This is a genomic window from Stenotrophomonas maltophilia (assembly GCF_047497515.2).
Lineage (GTDB): Bacteria > Pseudomonadota > Gammaproteobacteria > Xanthomonadales > Xanthomonadaceae > Stenotrophomonas.
Genome location: NZ_JAXAXL020000014.1, coordinates 62868 through 83441, shown reverse-complemented (window position 1 = coordinate 83441; position 20574 = coordinate 62868). Strand labels below are relative to the sequence as shown.

General features: G+C 66.6%; 13 protein-coding genes. 11 read left to right on the top strand and 2 right to left on the bottom strand.

From position 1 onward, the window contains the following. Nucleotides 1–127 precede the first annotated feature (127 nt). The 8 genes from ACMZPQ_RS17430 to cueR all read left to right on the top strand — a co-directional run bounded on the left by ACMZPQ_RS17430 (nt 128) and on the right by cueR (nt 11444). Nucleotides 128–1717, top strand: a complete 1590-nt coding sequence (locus tag ACMZPQ_RS17430; RefSeq protein ID WP_197580863.1) for a calcineurin-like phosphoesterase C-terminal domain-containing protein — start codon at nt 128–130, stop codon at nt 1715–1717. Nucleotides 1718–1752: 35 nt separating this feature from the next. Beyond that, nucleotides 1753–2037, top strand: a complete 285-nt coding sequence (locus ACMZPQ_RS17425) for a hypothetical protein (RefSeq protein WP_006436871.1) — start codon at nt 1753–1755, stop codon at nt 2035–2037. 84 nt (nt 2038–2121) lie between these two features. Next, the gene (locus ACMZPQ_RS17420; protein ID WP_197580864.1) at nt 2122–3144 is read left to right on the top strand and encodes a glucokinase; all 1023 of its coding nucleotides are present in this window, start codon (nt 2122–2124) and stop codon (nt 3142–3144) included. A 51-nt stretch (nt 3145–3195) separates the two neighbouring features. After that, nucleotides 3196–4194, top strand: a complete 999-nt coding sequence (locus tag ACMZPQ_RS17415) for a glycosylasparaginase (RefSeq protein WP_312645614.1) — start codon at nt 3196–3198, stop codon at nt 4192–4194. Then, the gene (locus ACMZPQ_RS17410; RefSeq protein ID WP_197580866.1) at nt 4191–4922 is read left to right on the top strand and encodes a copper homeostasis protein CutC; all 732 of its coding nucleotides are present in this window, start codon (nt 4191–4193) and stop codon (nt 4920–4922) included. Before ACMZPQ_RS17415 ends, ACMZPQ_RS17410 begins: the two co-directional genes overlap by 4 nt. A 401-nt stretch (nt 4923–5323) precedes the next feature. Further along, on the top strand, nt 5324–8281 hold the full coding sequence (locus ACMZPQ_RS17405) for a TonB-dependent receptor domain-containing protein (RefSeq protein ID WP_197580867.1): 2958 nt from the start codon (nt 5324–5326) through the stop codon (nt 8279–8281). A 194-nt stretch (nt 8282–8475) separates the two neighbouring features. Further along, nucleotides 8476–10977, top strand: coding sequence for a heavy metal translocating P-type ATPase (locus tag ACMZPQ_RS17400; protein ID WP_197580868.1), 2502 nt, complete (start codon nt 8476–8478; stop codon nt 10975–10977). An 11-nt stretch (nt 10978–10988) separates the two neighbouring features. Further along, complete coding sequence (gene cueR, locus ACMZPQ_RS17395; RefSeq protein ID WP_197580869.1) at nt 10989–11444, top strand: Cu(I)-responsive transcriptional regulator; 456 nt, start codon at nt 10989–10991, stop codon at nt 11442–11444. Between the two features lie 75 nt (nt 11445–11519). Here cueR and ACMZPQ_RS17390 read toward each other — a convergent pair whose 3' ends face one another. Together ACMZPQ_RS17390 and ACMZPQ_RS17385 are read right to left on the bottom strand one after the other, a co-directional pair. Next, nucleotides 11520–11714 (bottom strand): cation transporter, encoded by a 195-nt coding sequence (locus ACMZPQ_RS17390; RefSeq protein ID WP_197580870.1) that lies wholly within the window; start codon nt 11712–11714, stop codon nt 11520–11522. Between the two features lie 196 nt (nt 11715–11910). Further along, nucleotides 11911–15054 carry a TonB-dependent receptor gene (locus ACMZPQ_RS17385; protein WP_197580871.1) on the bottom strand — a complete coding sequence of 1048 codons (3144 nt, stop codon included), beginning with the start codon at nt 15052–15054 and terminating at the stop codon, nt 11911–11913. Between the two features lie 534 nt (nt 15055–15588). Between ACMZPQ_RS17385 and ACMZPQ_RS17380 the strand changes: the two genes are divergently transcribed. From ACMZPQ_RS17380 to fucP, 3 genes are all read left to right on the top strand, one after another. Further along, nucleotides 15589–18054 carry a GH92 family glycosyl hydrolase gene (locus tag ACMZPQ_RS17380; protein WP_197580872.1) on the top strand — a complete coding sequence of 822 codons (2466 nt, stop codon included), beginning with the start codon at nt 15589–15591 and terminating at the stop codon, nt 18052–18054. A gap of 96 nt (nt 18055–18150) precedes the next feature. Then, nucleotides 18151–19200, top strand: a complete 1050-nt coding sequence (locus ACMZPQ_RS17375; protein WP_197580873.1) for a substrate-binding domain-containing protein — start codon at nt 18151–18153, stop codon at nt 19198–19200. A 60-nt stretch (nt 19201–19260) separates the two neighbouring features. Next, entirely contained in the window at nt 19261–20574 is a 1314-nt protein-coding gene (gene fucP / locus ACMZPQ_RS17370; protein ID WP_008265126.1) for an L-fucose:H+ symporter permease, read from the top strand.

The following is a 20574-nucleotide window of genomic DNA, read 5'->3' as shown; positions in this document are numbered from 1 at the left end:
AACCATCCGATGCCCGACGATCATGAGGTTGCCGGCCAGCGGCCGGCACTACCGGCAATGCGCCACCGCGTGCGCGATGTCATCAACGGAATCTACAATAGGCGGTCTTTCTTTCCCGGACCGTCGCATGAAACTGCCTGCCGCCTGGCTGTGCTGCCTGTTGTTGACCTCGCCGGCCTGGGCCGCGGATACCGTGGTCAGCGGCAAGGTCTATCTGGAGCGCGATGGCAAGCCCGGGCGCGGTGCGACCGATCCGGGCCTGGCCGGGGTGCAGGTCTCCAACGGCGAAACCATCGTCAAGACCGCCGCCGACGGCAGCTACAGCCTGCCGGTGCGCGATGGCCAGACCGTGTTCGTGATCAAGCCCGATGCCTATGCCTTCCCGAAGGCGGCCGATGGCCTGCCGTCGTTCTGGCGGCACTATCGCCCGAACGGCTCGCCGGCGCTGAAGTACGGCGGCATCGCCGCCACCAGCGATGTCGCCCGCAACTGGGATTTCGCCCTGCAGGCGGACCGCCATGACAGCCGTCGCGGCTTCCAGATGCTGGTGTTCACCGATTCGCAGACCGCCAGCCTGAAGGACATCGGCTACTACCAGCAGTCGATCGTGGCCCCGCTGGTTGGCCAGACCAAGGCGCGCATGGGCACCACGCTGGGCGACATCGTCAACGACGACCTGACCCTGTACCCGGCGATCAACAAGGTCACCACATCGCTGGGCGTGCCGTGGTTCCATGTGCCGGGCAACCACGACCTCGATTTCGATGCGGACAGCGACGCGCACTCGCTGGACAGCTGGCGCAACATCTATGGCCCGGACACCTATGCGGTGGAAGAGGGCGGCGCCAGTTTCGTGTTCCTCGACGACGTGGTGTACGACCCCAAGGCCAAGCCGAAGTACGTCGGCGGCCTGCGCGAAGACCAGTTCGCCTTCCTCGCCGGCTACCTGAAGGGCCTGCACAAGGACCGCCTGCTGGTGCTGGGCGTGCACATCCCGCTGTTCGATGCGGCGCCAGGCCGCGAGACCTTCCGCCACGCCGACCGCCAGCGCCTGTTCGACCTGCTCAAGGACTTCCGCAACGTGCTGGTGCTGAGCGGCCACAGCCACACCCAGCAACACGTCTACCACGGCAAGGCCGAAGGCTGGAACGGCGACAAGCCGCTGCACGAATACAACGTCGGTGCCAACTGCGGTGCATTCTGGTCGGGGGTGAAGAATGCCGCCGGGGTACCGGACAGCACCATGAGCGATGGCACGCCGAAGGGCTATGCGCTGCTCGACGTCGCAGGCAACGGCAGCTATCGCCTGCAGTACCGCGTGGCCGGCAAGCCGGCCAGCGAGCAGATCGGCCTGCATGCACCGAAGGTACTGCGCCAGGGCGCCTACCCGGCGTGGGGCATCTACGCCAATGTCTACATGGGTGAGGATGCCAGCGTGGTCGAGTACCGCGTCGATGGCGGTGCCTGGCAGCCGATGAAGCAGGTCAGCCAGCCCGATCCGCGGCTGATGGTGGAGAACGTCGCCGACGACCTGGCCGGCACGCTGCGTGGCTATGACCGCTCGCCGGAGGCCACCGCGTCGCCCCACCTATGGCGGGGCGCGCTGCCGACCGATCTGGCCGTGGGCAGCCACAAGGTCGAGGTGCGCTCCACCCAGCCCGACGGTGCAGTGTTCACCGCCACCACCAGCTACAGCCTGCAGACTGCCCAGCCCTGATCCGCGGCAGTGCCGCTCCAGCGAAAGGACCCCGCATGGATATCCGCTTCATGGCCGGCACTACGCCGGTCACCCTCAGCCGCCATTGGTTCACCGGCGCGATGCTGCTGCAGAGCGCCACCGAGAAGGTGTGGGTGCAGCATCCGTGGCACCCGGGCACGCATTTCTCGTTCTCGCTGGTACAGTCGTGGCTGCGCCACATTGCCGGCCATGAAGTGCTGGTCGAGCGCACCCGGCCGCTGCTGTTCGCTGGTTTCCGCCCGCAGCGCCTGCGGGTGCTGGTGGACGGTGTGCAGGTGGCCGAGCAGGAAGGCATGTAGGCCAACCTGAACCACCCGCGCGCTAGGCAAAGCCGCCCCGATGCCTGAGAATCGGGGCGATTCAATCGATCCAAGCAGGCCAGCGTGACCATCGCAGCAGCGTCCCCGGTTTCCACCGACTCCGCCCGCGGCGGTCTTCCGCGCAATCTGGTTGTTGCCGATGTCGGCGGCACGTTCGCGCGCCTGGCCCTGGCCGAGACGCTGCCAGGGCAGCCGCCGCGGTTGGGCGGTTACCGCACCTATGCCTGTGCCGACCACCCGAGCCTGGCGGCGATCCTGGCCGACTTCACCGCAGGTCTCGGCCAGCCGGTGCAGACCGCGGTGGTCGCCATCGCCGGCCTGCTGGATGGCGATGTGCTGATCAATGCCAACCTGCCGTGGACGGTGTCGCTGTCGGCCACCCGCGCGCAGTCCGGGCTGCACGAGCTGCAGCTGATCAATGATTTCGAAGCGGTGGCGCTGGCCATTCCTTACCTGCAGGCCGATACCCTGGTGCCCTTGAACGGCGACGCCGATCCGGCGCAGGCGTTCCCTGCACTGGTACTGGGCGCCGGCACCGGACTGGGTGCCGCGCTGCGCTTCGCCGATGGTGAGCGCCCGGTGCTGCCCAGCGAGATCGGCCACGCGGCGCTCGGCGCCGGCAATGCGCTGGAACTGCAGGTGCTGGGCAAGCTGCTGCAGCGCTGGCCACACGTGGACAACGAACGCGTACTGTCCGGCAGCGGCCTGATGAACCTGTATCCGTGCCTGTGCGAACTGCGCGGCGTCACGCCAGTGTGGACCAGCACCGAGGCATTGATCGGCGCCGCCCGCAGTGGCGAGGATGCGCTGGCGGTGGAGACGCTGCAGGTGTTCTGCGCCTGGCTGGGCAGCCTGGCGGGCGACGCGGCGATCGCCGTCGGCGCGCGCTCGGTCTACCTGGCCGGCGGTATTTCCACGCATGTGCAGGATTTTCTGGCCGATGGCCGCTTCCGCGAGCGCTTCCTCAACAAGGGCGTGCTGACCGAGGTGCTGCGCCAGGTGCCGGTATGGCGGGTGGAGCACGGCCAGCTGGGCGTGCTCGGTGCAGCGGTCTGGCACGCCGCGCGGCAGCCCGCGCACGATTGATCGGCTGGGCCGGCATCGGGCCGGCCACGCGTTGCAGACTGGGAGGGGAAGATGGTGGATCGCAGGCAGTTCCTGCAGGCCGGTGCACTGGCCGCAGGCATGGCGGCATTGCCGGGCGTGCAGGCGCGCACGCAGGGTGGGGCCAAGGTGGTCTCCACCTGGGACTTCGGCGTGCCGGCCAACCAGGCCGCATGGAAGGTGCTGGCACGGGGTGGCAGCGCGCTGGACGCCGTTGAAGCGGGCGCCCGCTGGGCCGAGAGCGAACTGTGCAACCCCACCGTCGGCCATTGCGGCAACCCGGATCGCGACGGCGTGCTGAGCCTGGATGCCAGCATCATGGACGGCGATGGCAGCTGCGGTGCGGTGGCCGCGCTGGTCGACATCCTGCATCCGGTATCGGTGGCGCGCAAAGTGATGGAGAACAGCCCGCACGTGCTGCTGGTGGGCGAGGGCGCGCAGCAGTTCGCGGTGCAGCAGGGTTTCGAGCGCAGGCACCTGCTGACGCCGCAGGCTGAAGCCGCCTGGCGCGAGTGGCTGAAGACCGAGAAGTACCAGCCGCAGATCAACGCCGAACGCCGCGGTATTCCCGGCAACAGCGACAACCACGACACCATCGGCATGTTGGCGCTGGATGCCAACGGCCATCTGGCCGGTGCCTGCACCACCAGCGGCATGGCGTGGAAACTGCACGGTCGCGTTGGCGACAGTCCGATCATCGGTGCCGGCCTGTACGTCGACAACGAAGTGGGCGCGGCCACTGCCTCGGGCGTGGGCGAGGAGATGATCCGCAACGCCGCCTCGTTCCTGGTGGTCGAGTTGATGCGCCAGGGGCGCTCACCGGCGCAAGCCTGCCGCGAAGCGATCGACCGCGTGGTGCGCAAGCGCCCCGAAGCGAGCAAGACACTGCAGGTGTGCTTCCTGGCCATGAACAAGCAGGGCGAGGTGGGCGCTTACGCACTGCACCGCGGCTTCGTCTACGCGGTGTGCGATGCGCAGCGCCAGGACGACCTGCGCGATTCGCCATCGATCTACACGAGTACGCAGGCGTGAGCACGCGCCTCAGCCTGGAGATCGCCAGCAACTCGGTGGCCTCGGCGCTGGCGGCGCAGGCCGGCGGTGCCGACCGCATCGAACTGTTTGACAACCTGGCCGAGGGCGGTACCACACCGTCGTTTGCGAGCATCGCGATCGCCCGCGAACGTGTGTCGATCCCGTTGTTCGTGCTGGTGCGGCCACGCCCGGGCGACTTCCATTACGACGCGTTGGAAACCGAACTGATGCTGCGGGACATCGCGCAGTGCCGCGCGCTGGGCTGCGATGGTGTGGTGATTGGCGCGCTGGATGTGCAGGGCAACATCGACCTGGCCCTGTGCCGTGAACTGGTGCAGGCCGCCGGGCCGCTGCAGGTGACGTTCCATCGCGCCTTTGATGCCGCCCGCGATCTGCCGTCGGCGTTGGAACAGGTGATCGGGCTGGGTTGCCAGCGCGTGTTGACCTCGGGCGGCCAGGTCAGCGCCGAAGCCGGCGCCGAGGTGCTGGCGGGCCTGGTCACCCAGGCGGCGGGGCGTATCGCGGTGATGGCCGGCGCCGGATTGGCACCGGGCAACATCGCAACCGTCGCACGGCAGACCGGTTGTACCGAACTGCACGCCTCGGCCAAGGGCCTGCGGCGCTCGGCGATGCAGTTCCATAATCCGGCGCTGCGCGGCCTGGACCCGGACTGGAGCCAGACCAGCACGGCCACGGTGGCGGCATTGCGCAAGGCGCTGGACGCCTGATCGCAAGCCCGGGGTCGGATCCCTTCGCGGAAGGGCTCTGACCCCACCCGGCGCAATCGGGTCAGAGCCCCTCTGCGAGGCGATCCGACCCCGGATGCAGGCCGTCGACGGGCAAATCCGTTCCGCGCGCTTCTGTCGCACTCGTGTCACCAGTTCGTGCGTCGTCCTCTCAGCGATGTTTCGCAACCCTTTGATTCTTCTTGATACCTGCGCCCGATAGCGGCATTACGCCGGCTGTTGCTGCGTCGCCGCATGCCGGCCATGGTTCAGCTGTGCTTTAGTTTGGATCGATCCACAGGGGAGGCGCCGCATCGGTCTTGAACCGATTCAGGCGCCTGGATCCGTCGCAGTGCCGCGCCACCACCCGTCCGTGCGTCCACACTTTCGAAGAGCAACCACCCATGGCTCAGATCGTCCGCAAGCGTCGTCACCTGCTGTCCCAGGCCCTGCTCCTGGCCCTGTTGCCGCTGGCGGCCAGTGCGCAGGAAGCCACCAGTTCGTCCACCAAGGATCTCGACGCGGTCACCGTTACCGGCTCGCGCATCAAGCGCGCCAGCGTCGAAGGCCCGGCGCCGGTCAACGTGATCACCGCCGCGCAGATCCAGAAGGAAGGCTTCGTCAGCGTGTATGACGCGCTGAAGACCCTTACCGAAGCAACCGGTACGGTGGAAGCGGCTTCGCAGTGGGGCTCGCACACGCCCAATGCCAGCGGCCTGAACCTGCGCGGGATGGGCCCGAACCGCTCGCTGCTGCTGGTCAACGGCCGTCGCGTGGCCGACTACCCGCTGCCCTATGGTGGTGAAACCAACTTCTCCAACTACGGCAATATTCCGGCGGCCGCCGTCGAGCGTATCGAAGTGCTGACCGGTGGCGCCTCGGCCATCTACGGCTCGGATGCGATTGCCGGCGTGGTCAACGTCATCCTGAAGACCAACTACGACGGCGACGAAGTGCGCGTGCGTGGTGGTACCTCCACCGAAGGCGGGCGCGATACCTGGGACCTGTCCTGGGCCGGTGGCAAGACCGGCGACACCTGGAGCGTGACCTACGCGCTGCAGTACACCAAGCGCGATCCATTGTTCGGCCGTGACCGGCCGCAGATGGATGACGCCGATGATGCGCCGTATCCGTCCTGGAACATGGAGCAGCGCAAGGTCGGCTTCCGCCCCACCGCGGGCCTGGCATTGATCGATCCCACCACCGGCCAGCGCCTGGCGCCGCCCGCGGGCACCTGCGAGAAATTCAACGGCGAGTACTACACCGCCGATCGCCTGGTCTACAACTACGCTGCCAACACCATCAGCAATACCGGCCGGCTGTGCGGCATGAGCGCCGACTACGCCAACTGGCTGCTCACGGGCGGTGCCGAGAATGTATCCGGCAACCTGTACGCCACCTTCGATTTCAGCAATGACCTGCAGGCCTGGACCAACCTGGCGGTGTATCGCTCCGAGGCGATCTGGGGCACCAATCCGCCCGGCGTGTCGCTGATCGACGATGACAACGGCTATTACTGGGATGCGAACCGCAACCGCCCGATCCTCGGCGTGCGCCAGTTCACCCCGAACGAAGTGGGTGGCCTGGATACGCTGCGCAACACCAACCGCGAACTGTCCTGGGACTGGAGCGCGGGCCTGCGCGGGCGCCTGGCCGACCGCTTTGACTGGAGTGCCACGGTGGGGCGTTCCTATTACCGCGTGGAAGAACGGCAGAACGTGGTCGACAAGCAGAAGTCGTACGACTACTTCCTCGGCCCGCGCCTGGGCACCACCGCCGATGGCGAGGCGATCTACGCATTGAACGAGTCGCGCTGGTGGAACCCGCTGACGCCGGAGCAGTACTGGCAGATGGGCACGGTGGCGAAGAATCGCGCGTCATCGTGGGTCAACCAGGCGTCGGCGGATATCACCGGCGAGCTGTTCCAGGGCTGGGCCGGTCCGATCTCGTTCGCGGCGGTGGCTGAAGTCGCGCAGCAGGGATATCACCTCAGCCCCGATCCACGGGCCGGCATCGACTTCGACCTGCAGAACGTCGATCGCGGTGGCGGCGAGCGCACCCGCTACTCCGCTGGCCTTGAGTTCAAGATCCCGCTGCTGGACAGCGTGACCGCCACGGCGGCCGCGCGCTACGACCGTTATGGCAATTACAAGGCCGACGACCGCAGCGAAGCGCTGAACATCGGCAGCCAGAAGGAAACCACCTGGAACGTCGGGCTGGAGTGGCGCCCGGTGGAATCGCTGCTGGTGCGCGGCTCGTATGCCACCAGTTTCCACGCGCCGGACATGCATTACCTGCTGGGCCAGCCGAGCAGCTCCGAAGTGCAGACCTATGACCGCCTGCGCTGCATCCAGAGCGGTGCTTACCTGGTCAACAACTGCGGCGTGGGCAACACTGACGTCTGGTACACGTTTGATGTGAACCGGCGTGGCACACCGCTGCTGCGCTCGGAGACCGGCGATTCGTGGACGGTCGGTTTCGTCTGGGACGTGCTGCCGAACCTGTCGGTCACGGCGGACTACTGGGCGATCAAGCTGGAAGACATGATCGTCGACGTCGGTGCCGACGAAGTGTTGGCCAGCGAGGCCGGCTGCCTGACCGGCAAGAACATGGACGGCACGCCGTGGGCAAATCCGGCCGGCGGCGAATACTGCGCCGGCATCCTGGCGCGCGTGAACCGTGACGGCAACGGGCGCCTGGTGTCGATCGAGCGCGGTCCGTTCAACCTCGCCAGCCGCGAGGTGCGCGGCATCGACCTGACCGCGCGCTACCGCCTGGAGACCGCGCAGTGGGGCAGCTTCCAGCTGGGCGTGAACTACACCAACCAGCTCTCGACCAAGGAACAGCGCTACGCAAACGATCCGAACCCGGAACGCCGCGACCGCGACCTGCGCAGCAAGCTGCGTGCGAGCCTGGCCTGGCAGCATGGCAACTGGAACGCCAACGTCTATGCCGACCGCATCGGTTCGGTGCCGGGCGTGCGCTACCACTGGGGTACCGACCGCCTCGACAACCCCGGTGGCTGCCTGCCGTTCGCCGATGGCTACGTGCCCAGTGACAGCCCGTCGCTGAACTGCCTGGAGCCGGCACGGCTGCCGGATGGTTCGGTGAACCCGAACCCCAATGCCGGCCAGCAGACCTCGCGCTACTTCGGGCGGGTCGGACCGTTCATCACCTGGAACTTCAACGTGGGCTATCAGGTGACCGAGCACGCCAAGGTCAATGTCTACGTCAACAACGCGTTCAACTCGGCCAGCTGGAACCACAAGGACCCGTACAAGCTGGACTATGACTTCGCCCCGACCCGCCTGCTCGGCGCGGTTGGCCGCGAGTTCGCACTGGAGTATGTGTTCACCTTCTGAGCACGATATCGGTGCGCCGGGCCTTGTGGCGCCTGGCATGGCCCGGCGCTACCGGGCGTTGGTAGATCCACGCCATGCGTGGATATGGACAACCGGGTGCCCATTCAGGAAATGCGGACAGGCTGGATTTGACCTTCCCACGATGGCAAGGTTTAGCCTGTCCGCATCCAGAAGGAATCCACGGGAATCCGATCATGAACACGCCCCGCGCCACCGCCGCTCCCGCCAGCCTGCCCACCATCAGCCTGCCCATCGAGGGCATGACCTGCGCCAGCTGCGTGGGCCGGGTCGAAGCGGCACTGTCCAAGGTCGAGGGCGTGGGCAGCGTCTCGGTCAACCTGGCCACCGAACGTGCGGATATCCGCGCGTCCGGCCCGGTCGATCGCGCGGCGCTGATCCAGGCGGTGGAGCGGGTGGGCTACGACGTGCCTGCCGCCACCCTCGAACTGTCGGTGGAGGGCATGACCTGCGCGTCCTGCGTCGGTCGTGTCGAGCGCGCGCTGCGCGCGGTGCCCGGCGTCAGCGAAGCCAGCGTGAACCTGGCCACCGAACGCGCTACGGTGCGTGGCGTGGCCGATGTTGCAGCGCTGATCGCCGCCATCGACAAGGCCGGCTATGCCGCACGCGTGATCGAGGCGGGCGTGCGGCCGGACGATGAGGTCGCAGAGAAGAAGGACGCCGAGCGCGCCGAGTTGAAGCGCGACCTGATCGTGGCGACCGCGCTGGCACTGCCGGTGTTCGTGCTGGAGATGGGCTCGCACCTGATCCCCGGCATGCACGGCTGGGTGATGTCCACCGTCGGCATGCAGGCCAGCTGGTACCTGCAGTTCGTACTGACCCTGCTGGTGCTGGCCATTCCCGGCCGCCGTTTCTACCAGAAGGGGTTCCCGGCGCTGCTGCGGCGTGCGCCTGACATGAACTCGCTGGTGGCGGTGGGCACCGCCGCGGCATTCGGCTATTCGGTGGTGGCAACTTTCGCGCCGAGGCTGCTGCCGGCCGGTACGGTGAACGTCTACTACGAAGCCGCGGCGGTGATCGTTGCGCTGATCCTGCTCGGCCGTTTCCTTGAAGCACGCGCCAAGGGCCGGACGTCCGAGGCGATCAAGCGCCTGGTCAACCTGCAGGCCAAGGTCGCGCATGTGATCCGTGACGGCCGCGCGGTCGATATCCCGGTCGATGAAGTGATGAGTGGCGACGTGGTGGAGGTACGCCCGGGCGAGCGTGTGCCGGTCGATGGCGAGGTGGTCGAGGGCCGCAGTTACATCGACGAGTCGATGATCAGCGGCGAGCCGATCCCGGTCGAGAAGCAGCCGGGCAGCAGCGTGGTCGGCGGTACCGTCAACCAGAAGGGTGCGCTGACCGTGCGGGCCACGGCGGTAGGCGCGCAGACCCTGCTGGCGCAGATCATCCGCATGGTCGAGCAGGCGCAGGGCTCGAAGCTGCCGATCCAGGCGGTGGCCGACAAGGTCACGCTGTGGTTCGTGCCGGCGGTGATGCTGGCCGCGCTGGCGACCTTCGTGGTCTGGTGGGTCTTCGGCCCGTCGCCGGCGCTGAGCTTCGCACTGGTCAATGCCGTAGCGGTACTGATCATCGCCTGCCCCTGCGCGATGGGACTGGCCACGCCGACCTCGATCATGGTCGGTACCGGCCGTGGCGCCGAGATGGGCGTGCTGTTCCGCAAGGGTGAAGCGCTGCAGTTGCTGAAGGATGCGCAGGTGGTGGCGGTGGACAAGACCGGCACGCTGACCGAAGGGCGTCCGCGCCTGACCGATCTGGAGATCGCCGAAGGTTTTGATCGAAGCACCGTGCTGGCAGCGGTGGCGGCAGTGGAGTCACGCTCGGAGCACCCGATTGCCCGTGCCATTGTAGATGCGGCGACCGGGCAGGGCATCGCGCTGCACGCGATGGCCGACTTCGAGTCGGTCACCGGCATGGGCGTACGTGCCCACGTTGATGGTGCGCGCGTGGAGGTCGGTGCTGATCGCTTCATGCGCGATCTTGGTGTGGACATCACTGCATTCGCAGCATTGGCGGCGGAACTTGGCACGCAGGGCAAGTCGCCGATGTATGCGGCCATCGATGGACGCCTTGCGGCGATCATCGCAGTGTCCGATCCGATCAAGCCGAGTACGCCGGCGGCGATTGCAGCGTTGCACCAGCTGGGCCTGAAGGTGGCGATGATCACCGGTGACAATGCCGGCACCGCGCGGGCGATCGCGCGCCAGTTGGGTATCGATGAAGTCGTGGCCGAGGTGCTGCCGGAAGGCAAGGTCGACGCGGTCCGCCGTTTGAGAGCCACGCACGGCCACGTCGCTTTCGTTGGTGACGGCATCAACGATGCGCCGGCGCTGGCCGAGGCCGATGTCGGCCTGGCCATCGGCACCGGCACCGACATCGCGGTGGAGTCGGCTGATGTGGTGCTGATGTCCGGCAACCTGCAGGGCGTGCCGAACGCCATCGCGCTGTCCAAGGCGACGCTGGGCAACATCCGGCAGAACCTGTTCTGGGCCTTCGCCTACAACACGGCGCTGATTCCAGTGGCGGCCGGCGTGCTGTACCCGGTCTGGGGCGTGCTGCTGTCGCCGGTGTTCGCGGCCGGTGCAATGGCCCTGTCCAGCGTGTTCGTGCTGGGCAACGCGCTGCGCCTGCGCCGTTTCCAGCCGCCGATGGCAGATGCTCCGGCTGCAACCCCTTGAAGGAGACCCGCATGAACATCGGCGACGCCGCCAAGGCCTCCCGCGTGTCGGCAAAGATGATCCGCTACTACGAGCAGATCGGCCTGATTCCGGCGGCTGACAGGACCGAGTCGGGCTACCGGGCGTACTCGCAGGCGGACATCCACCGCCTGCGTTTCATCCGCCGCGCACGCGATCTCGGTTTCCAAGTCGCCGAGATCACCGATCTGCTGGGCCTGTGGAACGACACCTCGCGGCACAGTGCCGACGTCAAGCGCTTGGCCGAGCAGCACATTGTCGACCTGGAACAGCGCATCGAAAGCATGCGGCAGATGGCCGACACCCTGAAGTCGCTGATCAGCTGCTGCGCAGGCGATGAGCGCCCGGAATGCCCGATTTTGCAGCGGCTGGGTGAAGATGATGAGAGCCCGGTGCCGGCGGATGCTGCGAAGACTGGTGCGGTGCGGCGGCGCGCGCACAAGCACTGAGTTGTTGGCGCAGGCACGAAAAAGCCCGCCGGGTGCAGCAGCACCGGGCGGGCTTTGCATTTTGAAGGCCGGGGATCAGGCGCTACGCGGCGGGAAACCGGCATCGTTCACCGCAGCGAAGACCTGCTCCTGCGACGCAGTGGTCTGCACCTTGACCAGGCCGGTCGGCGGGTCGGCCACCACGTTGGCGTTCGGATCGACCTGCTGGATCGCGCGGGTCACGCTGCGCGCGCAGCCGCCGCAGGTCATGCCGTCGACATGGAATTCCATCTGTAGCTCCTTCGGTGCTCTTGGGGTAGGGCCAGTGTGCACCTTCCAACGATGGCAGGGTCAAGCGCTGGACTGAATGACAACGCACCCATGAAAACGGCAGCCACCTGTACCAGCGCGGCTGCCGTGGAGGAACGTCCCCGCCGGAGCGGGGCGTGGGTTGCGCCGGGGCAGGCTCGGGCAACCCTGTGTTGGCTTAGAACTTCCAGGTCAGGCCGACGTAGTACTGGCGGCCGGAGTAGGTGTTCGACAGCAGGCGGGCCTTGGTGTCGTTGCCCAGATGCACGCGCTGCTCGGACTTGGTGACGTTGAGCACCGACGCGGTCAGCGCCAGATCCTCGCGGATGTTGTACGCGGCATTCAGATCCAGCTGGTCGTACGGCTCGGAGTAGGAGCTGAAGCCATTGTTGAGGCCGCCGACCACCACGCCGCGACGGTTGTACGAGGCACGAGCCAGGAACTTCTCGTTCTCGTAGAACATGGTGAAGTTGGCCTGGTTCTTGGCACTACCCACCAGCGGCGAGGAACCGATCTGTTCGCCGTTGATCTCCACCGACGCCAGGTTGGTGTCGTTGTAGGTGTAGTTGGCCTGGAAGCCGAGGCCGAAGTCGAGGGTGTACTGGCCGTAGATTTCCACGCCCTGCGACACGCCATCACGGCCGTTGGCCTGGGTCTCGTACTTCTGCACGGTCACGCTCTGGCCGCCGACGTTCATCTGCTGGTCGCGCACCACCGGTACGGTGAAGTTCTTGACGTCCTTGCGGAACACGCCGATACCGGCCACGGCACCGGGCTTGAAGTACCACTCCAGGCTCAGGTCATACTGGGTGGCCTTGAACGGTTCCAGTTCCTTGTTGCTGCCCGAACCATACCAGCCCGGGTTGACGGCGCCGCCAGCAACGCGACGATCATTGCTGTACTCATCCGAGTAGTAGCTCAGGCCGCCCGGATAGGCGATGTTGGTGTAGCTGGGGCGGGCGATCACCTTCGACGCTGCACCGCGCAGTACCAACGAATCGGTGATGTCCCAGGCGATGTTGAAGCTCGGCAGGAAGTCGGTGTAGGTCTTGTCCAGGGATGCCAGCTCGTAGGTCTTCACCCGGGCCATGCTGTCGGGCAGGCGCACGAAGCCGCTTTCGCAACCATAGCCAGCGTTCGAGCCGAGCAGCGCGGCCGCCGAGGGGTCGGTGCACGCCAGCGGCGAACCCGCCGCGTTGTCCGCGAAATAGTCGTTGAAGCGCTCGACCGAATCGCTGGAGGCGGCATGCTGCTTGGTCCGTGCGACGCGCACGCCGATGTTGCCGCGCAGGCGCTCGGTGCGGAAGTTGGCCTGGAAATAGCCCGAGTACACTTTTTCCTGCACGTCGTAGACGAAGTCGTCCTCGGTGCGGTTCTGCACGCCGCCATAGCGGTTGTTCAGATAATCGATGTAGGCCGGGTAGTTGATGCCCGGGAACACATTGGCATTGAACGCACCGGCGATATTGTCCATCGGCTGCGACAGGAAGAAGCCCGGTTGTGCGATGCCCGCGGTGGAATCACAACCGGCCTGGTAGCGCTTGCTGTAGTCGCTCGGGTCCGCGCCCTGGCAGACCCAATAGGTGTTGCCGGTATTGCGGTGGACCTTGCCGTCGCTGTACTTGGCCCCGAACTGGATCGAATCCAGCCATCCGGCTTCGAACAGCTTGGTGACATCGGCCTGGAAGTGGTTCTGCTTGACCTCGGTGCGCTTCCAGGAAGAGTCGGTGGACCCGGTATCCACCTCGGCAATGCCGGCCATCAGCTGTTGCTGCAGGTCGGGCGAGAAGTTCACCGAGGGTGTGCCGGTCAGGTCCCAGGAAGTGGCGGTATTACCTGCCTGCCACTGGCCATCCACCTGCCGGCGCGGCTTGGCCGACATGCGGAAGTTCATCGACGGGCCACCTTCCGACCAGGTCCGGCCACCGGCAAAGCTGGCCTTCCACAGCGGGCTGATGTCCCAGTCGATGGTCAGGTCGGCGGTCTGCGACAGCGCCTTTTCCTTACTGTAGGTACCGGTCAGCTGCGGGGTGGGAATGGTGCAGTCATCCGGACCCCAGCCACCCGGTGGCAGGCCTGCGGCCTTGGCCTGGTCTTCGCTGCAGATGTAGTTGCGGCCCGGCTGCATCTGGTACTGCGCGCCGGTCACAATGGTGCCGCTCGGGTCCATGGTGAAGCCGTTGAGCATGCGGCCCCCTTCCCAGTTGCCGTCGCCGGCCACGCGGGCCAGGTTCCATTCCGGAACCTTCAGCATGTTCTGGGTGTAGTCACCCTGCAGCTCGAAGCGGAAGTAGTTGGCCGTCATCGTGACATTGTCGAGCGGCTTGAACTGGAACGTCAGCTGCCCGCCGGTGCGCTCGCGGCGCTCATCACGCACGGCGAAGTTGACCGAGGTCGGCATGAAGAAGCCCGAGTAATGGCCGCCGTTCTGGTTGTAGATGCCCGAGCGGCCCCAGAACTGCGAGGCGTCCGGCAGTGCGTTGCCATGGACGTCAACGGCCGGATTGCGGGTGCGTCCGGGAGCATTCCAGACATAGTCATGGATGACGGCGCCGTTGGCGTCCACTCGGTCGCTGTACCACTGCCAGTCTTCAGTACTGACCTCCATGCTGCGGTTGGTGCGGACCTGCTTGGTCGCACCGATCAGCAGGCCGAAACGCTCATCCTCACTGTGCCAGGAGTACATCGCCGATGCCTGCGGGTCGACACCGCTGCTGGTGTCGGACGAGGTGCCTTCGATCGAGGCGAAACCCGAGTTGGCCTTCATGTCCAGCGGGCGGCGGGTACGCAGGATGACGGTACCGCCGATGCCGCCTTCGTCGATACGTGCTTCCGGCGTCTTGTACAGCTCTGCGGCCGACAGCATGTTCGACGGCAGCAGGGTGTAGTTGAAGGAACGCGACGCTTCGTCATTGGTTTCCGACGTAGCAACATAGTTGCCGTTCAACTGGGTCAGAGTCAGATCCGAGGCGAGGCCACGCACGCTGACGTTCTTACCTTCACCACCACTGCGGGTGATGATCACGCCGGGCACACGCTGCAGCGCGTCGGCGACGTTCTTGTCGGGGAACTTGCCGACGTCTTCGGCGGTGATCACTTCGACCACCGCGTTGGCATCGCGCTTCTGCGAGAGGCTCTTTTCAATGGCGTAGCGGTAGCCGGTGACCTGGACGCTGTCCAGGTCGGTGGCCTCCTGCGAGCCGGTGGAAGCGGCCTGCTGCGCGGCGGCGCCTGCCGGAATGACGGCGGCGGCCAGGGCCAGCGCGATGGCCAGCGACAGTGCGTCCTGGCCATGCGTACGTGTTGAATGCTTCATTCCCATCTCTCCCTCTCTCCTGGATTGATCCGGTGACGTGGCACGGACAACTTGAATCGATCTAATTTGAAGTGACATTGTCGCTATCGCCATGCAGTGGCAGTGGCACCGTGCGCGTGGCCTGGTACGTCCTGTGGCTGCTCCCCCAACTCCCGGCCATCGCAATGTCGTCTTGGATCGATCTAAGCGATTGGCGGGCGATTTTTAGCATGGGTCGCCCGTGGGCGCATGCTGCTGCGCAATATGGTACTGGCGTGGCGATGGGATGACGGTTTGCTGAAAACAGTGGAAACGTTTTCGTGCGCAGGGAGGGTGGGGTCGGCAGGGCGGCAGCCCTGCCGAACACACCCCTTCATGCTGCGGCGCAGAATGCATTCGGCAGAATCGGCATGCTCTACTTGAATCGATCTAAATTCACGGTTCAACGGGTCGCGCGTCATTCCAGGGGAAGCTGTCTGCCGGTCCAAGGCGGAGCTCGGTGGAACGGGGCCGGACGGCCCGCACCGTCTGCCACCGCGTCATCGACTACAGGAACCCGACATGCGTCCAGTGCCGTCCGCTCCCGCCGTCCCATCGCCTTCGCGCCCGCTGGTGCGCCTGGCCTGCCTGCTCGCCCTGTCGGCCACGCCGATGCTGCTGCAGGCGGCGCCGGCGGCGCTGGAACGCGAGGTCAACACGTTTATCGGCAGCAAGGACGACGGCAACACCTTCCCGGGCGCGTCGGCGCCGTTCGGCCTGATCCAGGTCAGCCCGATCGGCAGCCACTATGCCGGCTGGCGCTATGACGATGACAAGATCCGCGGCTTCGGCCATTCGTTCATCTCCGGCGCCGGCTGCTGGGAGCAGGGCGGCCAGGTGTCGGTGCTGCCGGTCACGGGTTCGATCGGCCCGGGCGGCGATTTCGATACCGCCAACCCCAAGCAGTTCGACCACAAGGCCTATGCCGCGTCCTATACGCACGACGGCGAGATCGGCCAGGCCGGCTACTACAAGGTGCGGCTGACCAGCTACGGCGGCATCGATGCCGAGACCACCGCACGTACCCGCGCCGCCGCCGAGCGCTACACCTTCAACCAGCGCCAGGGCGAGGGCCACGTGCTGGTCAACGTCGGCCAGGCCAACGAGCGCCATTCGGTGATCGGCAGCGTGGTTGATGTGGTGGGCGACCGCGTGGTCGAAGGCAAGCTGGTCACCAAGAGCTTCTGTGGTGGCCATCAGTACACCACCTGGTTCCGCATCGAGTTCGACCGCCCGTTCAAGGCGCATGGCACCTGGGGCGAGGGCGGTGGCTTGCCGGGTGCGCGCCACAGCATGGAAGGCGAGCAGAAGCCGAATGGTGCCTGGCTCAGCTTCGACCTGGCCAAGGGCCAGTCGGTGACCGCAGTCAGCGCGATCTCGCACGTGGACGCCGAGGGCGCGCGCATCAACCTGCGCGCCGACGGCATGCAGGGTGGGGCGCTGCTCGGTTTCGACCGCATGCGCGCGCTGTCGCAGCAGGCGTGGCGTGAGCAGCTGGGCCGGGTGCGCGTGCAGGGCGGCAGCGCCGACGACCGCGCCGTGTTCTACAGCGCGGTCTACCACGCGCTGTTGCAGCCGATGACCGGCAACGATGCCGATGGCCGCTACCGTGGCTATGACGACGGCATCCATCGCGCCGATGGCTGGACCTACTACGAGTACTTCTCGCTGTGGGATACCTACCGCGCGCAGAACCAGTGGCTGGCGTTGACCCGCCCGGACGTGGCGCGTGACATCGGCCGTACCCTGCTGGCGATCGACGAGCAGGGCGGTTGGCTGCCGCGCTGGGGCTATGCCAACTTCGAGACCAACATCATGACCGGCGATCCGGTCACGCCGTTCATGGTCGACCTGTGGCGCTTCGGCGCGCTCAAGGGCCGTGAATCGCAGGCGTGGGATGCGCTGCGCCGCAATGCGTTCGGCACGCCGCCGCTGAACTCGCGCATGGCCGGCCGTTCCGGCAACCCGACCTACCTGGACAAGGGCTACGTGGTCTACGACCGTGCGTTCCCGTCCAAGGGCATGGACGTTGATCCGCACCACGGTGGTTCGGCGACGCTGGAGTATGCGCTGGCCGACTGTGCGCTCTCGCAGATGGCCGATGGCCTGGGCCACGCGCAGGACGCGGCGACGCTGCGTGAGCGCGGCCGCAACTGGCGCAAGGTGTGGGACCCGCAGGTGCGCGACGCCGAGACCGGCTTCACCGGTTTCCCGCGCCCGCGTACCGAGGACGGGCAGTGGTACACCCCGGCCGATGGCCACTACAGCCCGCGCTCGCACCATGGTTTCCATGAAGGTACGGCGTTGCAGTACCAGTGGCTGGCGCAGCAGGACGTGCCGGGCCTGGTCGAAGCGATGGATGGCCGCGAGCAGGCCGGCCGCCGCCTCGACGCGTTCTTCGCGATGGACGCGCTGCAGGCCGATCCGCTCAATGCCGCCCGCAAGGAGTGGGTGGTCGGGCCGTACAGCTACTACAACCAGTTCCGCTACAACCCGAACAACGAGCCGGACCTGCACTCGCCGTGGCTGTACACGCTGATCGGCCAGCCGTGGAAAACCGCAGCGGTGGTGCGTGCCGCGCAGCAGTTGTTCACCAATGCGCCGAACGGCGTGACCGGCAATGATGACCTCGGCACGATGTCGGCCTGGTACCTGTTCAGCGCCATCGGCGTGTACCCGGCGGTGCCGGGCAGCGGCCAGTTCCTGCTGCACACCCCGCGCTTCAGCAAGGTGGAAGTAGACATGGGCAATGGCCGGACCCTGCGCATCGACGCCCCCGGTGCCGATGGCCGCCGCCTGCAGTACGTGCAGGGCGTGCAGGTTGATGGCCAGGCGCATGCGCCGGTATGGCTGGACTGGAACCGCCTGCAACAGGGGCCGCGCCTGCAGTTCGCGCTGGATGCCAAGGCGCCGGAGCAGGGCTGGGGTACGGCGGTGAAGGACCTGCCGGTGTCCTGGTGCGCGGCACCAGGCGCGCAGCTGCGCTGAGCCGGGCTGTGCCGTTCGCGGTGACCCAGCGAACGGCACGGCACGACACGGCCGTGATCCATTAGGCTTGAGCCTCCAGCGGAGTCCGGGAAGACGATGAACGACAACGGCAGCAGTTCCAGCAAGCGCGCCGGCAAGGCGGTGACGGTGACCGACATCGCGCGTGCCATCGGTGTGTCACGGGCCACCGTGTCGCTGGTGCTGCGTGGCAGCCCGTTGGTGAACGTCGACACCCGGGCCAAGGTCGAGGCCGAACTGCGCCGCCAGCGCTATGTCTACAACCGCGCGGCGGCCAACCTGCGCCGTCGCACCTCGTCGAGCATCGCGCTGGTGATCAACGATCTGTCCAACCCGTTCTTCGCCGAATTCGCGTCCGGCGTGGACGAGGCGCTGGGCGGGCGCGGTTACGTGACCCTGCTGGGCAGCACCGGTGAATCGCCGGAGCGCCAGCAGGCGGTGCTGTCCACGCTCATGGAGCACACCCCGGCCGGCCTGATCCTGTCGCCGGCCGAGGGCAGCGATACCGCGCAGCTGCGCCAGGCATTGGGTGCCAACGCCAACGTGCTGCTGTTCAACCGCGAACTGGACGGTGCCGACTGGGACTTCCTGACCCTGGACAACCAGCACGGTGCCTACCTGGCCACCCGCCACCTGATCGAGCGTGGCCATCGCCAGATCGCGTTCTTTGGTGGCCATGCCGCCTCCAGTTCATGCCATCAGCGTCGCGCCGGTTTCCAGCAGGCGCTGGCCGAGGCCGGCCTGTCGCTGCCGCCGGGCTGGATGATCGAGTCGGCACCGAACCGCCTGGAAGCCGCGGCGCGTACCGATGAGCTGTTTGCCGATGGCCATCGCCCCAGTGCGGCGGTCTGCTACAACGACACCGTGGCGCTGGGCCTGATGCTGGGCCTGAACTCGCGCGGCATCCGTCCGGGCGGCGACTTTGCAGTTACCGGTTTCGATGATATTTCCGAGGCGTCGGTGGCGGTGCCGCCGCTGACCACGCTGACCGCCGACCCGCGCGAGCGCGGTCGCCAGGCCGCGGCACTGCTGCTGCAGCGGCTGGACGATCCGGATGCGCCACCGCGGCGCACGGTCGCGCCGGTGCAGCTGCGCATCCGTGAAAGCAGCGCCGCACGGCCGAACTGATTCCTTTCCTGTTCCCCTTCCACGCAACAACGACCTTCCGCGCATCGAGGCGCGTACCGCATGCCGATCTCCGCAACGCCCCGTCCATCGGGTTCTTCGGGCAACGCACCTGCCGTCACCAACGGCAAGGCGCTGGCCGTGGTCACCACGATCTTCTTCATGTGGGGCTTCCTGACCTGCCTCAATGACATCCTGATCCCGCACCTGAAGGCGGTGTTCGAGCTGAACTACGCCAAGGCGATGCTGGTGCAGTTCACCTTCTTCGGCACGTACTTCCTGATGTCGCTGCCGGCGGGCCGGTTGGTCGCTGCGCTGGGTTACAAGAAGGGCATCGTGGCCGGCCTGGTGATTGCCGGCATCGGTGCGCTGGGCTTCTGGCCAGCGGCCGAGCTGCGCGTGTATGGCGCCTTCCTCGGTGCGCTGTTCGTGCTGGCCAGCGGCATCACCGTGCTGCAGGTCGCTGCCAATCCTTACGTGGCGCTGCTGGGTCCGGAGCAGACCAGTTCCAGCCGCCTGACCCTGGCACAGGCGCTGAACTCGCTGGGCACGGCGATCGCGCCGATCTTCGGCGGCATGCTGATCCTGTCCAACACGGTCAAGAGTGCCGATGACATTGCGGCGCTGCCGGCCGCCGAGCAACTGGCCTACCGCGCCGCCGAGGCGCAGGCCGTGCAGGGCCCGTACGTGGGCCTGGCCGTTGCGCTGGTGCTGCTGGCGCTGTTCGTGTTCCTGTTCCGCCTGCCGGCGCTGAGTGATGCCACCGAGCAGGCCGACCAGGGCCACCACCACAGCTACCTGGATGCGCTGCGCAAGCGCCACCTGCTGCTGGGCGTGCTGGGCATCTTCTTCTACGTCGGCGCCGAAGTGTCGATCGGCAGCTTCCTGGTCAACTACCTGTCGATGCCGAACATCGGCGGCTTCAGCGAGCAGCAGGCCACGCACTACGTGTCGGCCTACTGGACGATGGCGATGATCGGCCGCTTCGCCGGTTCGGCGCTGCTGGCGCGCTTCTCGCCCAGCCGCCTGCTGGCGATCTTCGCGCTGGTCAACGTGGGGCTGCTGGTCACGACCATGCTGAGCTCCGGCAATGTCGCGCTGTATTCGGTGGTGGCGATCGGCCTGTTCAACTCGATCATGTTCCCGACCATCTTCGCGCTGAGCATCGAGCGCCTGGGCCCGCTGACCAACAAGGGCTCCAGCCTGCTGATCATGGCCATCGTCGGCGGCGCCGTGGTGCCATACCTGCAGGGCGTGCTGGCCGACCACATCGGCGTGCAGGCCAGCTTCATCCTGCCGTTGCTGTGCTACGGCTACATCATCTTCTACGGACTGGTCGGCGCGCGTACGCCGGCTTCCGCAACGCAGGGAGGCTGA

Excerpts from the sequence above, each read along its gene's own strand:
- cueR (WP_197580869.1), top strand. The coding sequence starts at position 10,989 with ATGAACATCGGCGACGCCGCCAAGGCCTCCCGCGTGTCGGCAAAGATG.
- ACMZPQ_RS17430 (WP_197580863.1), top strand. The coding sequence starts at position 128 with ATGAAACTGCCTGCCGCCTGGCTGTGCTGCCTGTTGTTGACCTCGCCG.
- ACMZPQ_RS17380 (WP_197580872.1), top strand. The coding sequence starts at position 15,589 with ATGCGTCCAGTGCCGTCCGCTCCCGCCGTCCCATCGCCTTCGCGCCCG.
- ACMZPQ_RS17415 (WP_312645614.1), top strand. The coding sequence starts at position 3,196 with ATGGTGGATCGCAGGCAGTTCCTGCAGGCCGGTGCACTGGCCGCAGGC.
- ACMZPQ_RS17375 (WP_197580873.1), top strand. The coding sequence starts at position 18,151 with ATGAACGACAACGGCAGCAGTTCCAGCAAGCGCGCCGGCAAGGCGGTG.
- ACMZPQ_RS17425 (WP_006436871.1), top strand. The coding sequence starts at position 1,753 with ATGGATATCCGCTTCATGGCCGGCACTACGCCGGTCACCCTCAGCCGC.
- ACMZPQ_RS17405 (WP_197580867.1), top strand. The coding sequence starts at position 5,324 with ATGGCTCAGATCGTCCGCAAGCGTCGTCACCTGCTGTCCCAGGCCCTG.
- ACMZPQ_RS17400 (WP_197580868.1), top strand. The coding sequence starts at position 8,476 with ATGAACACGCCCCGCGCCACCGCCGCTCCCGCCAGCCTGCCCACCATC.
- ACMZPQ_RS17390 (WP_197580870.1), bottom strand. The coding sequence starts at position 11,714 with ATGGAATTCCATGTCGACGGCATGACCTGCGGCGGCTGCGCGCGCAGC.
- fucP (WP_008265126.1), top strand. The coding sequence starts at position 19,261 with ATGCCGATCTCCGCAACGCCCCGTCCATCGGGTTCTTCGGGCAACGCA.
- ACMZPQ_RS17385 (WP_197580871.1), bottom strand. The coding sequence starts at position 15,054 with ATGGGAATGAAGCATTCAACACGTACGCATGGCCAGGACGCACTGTCG.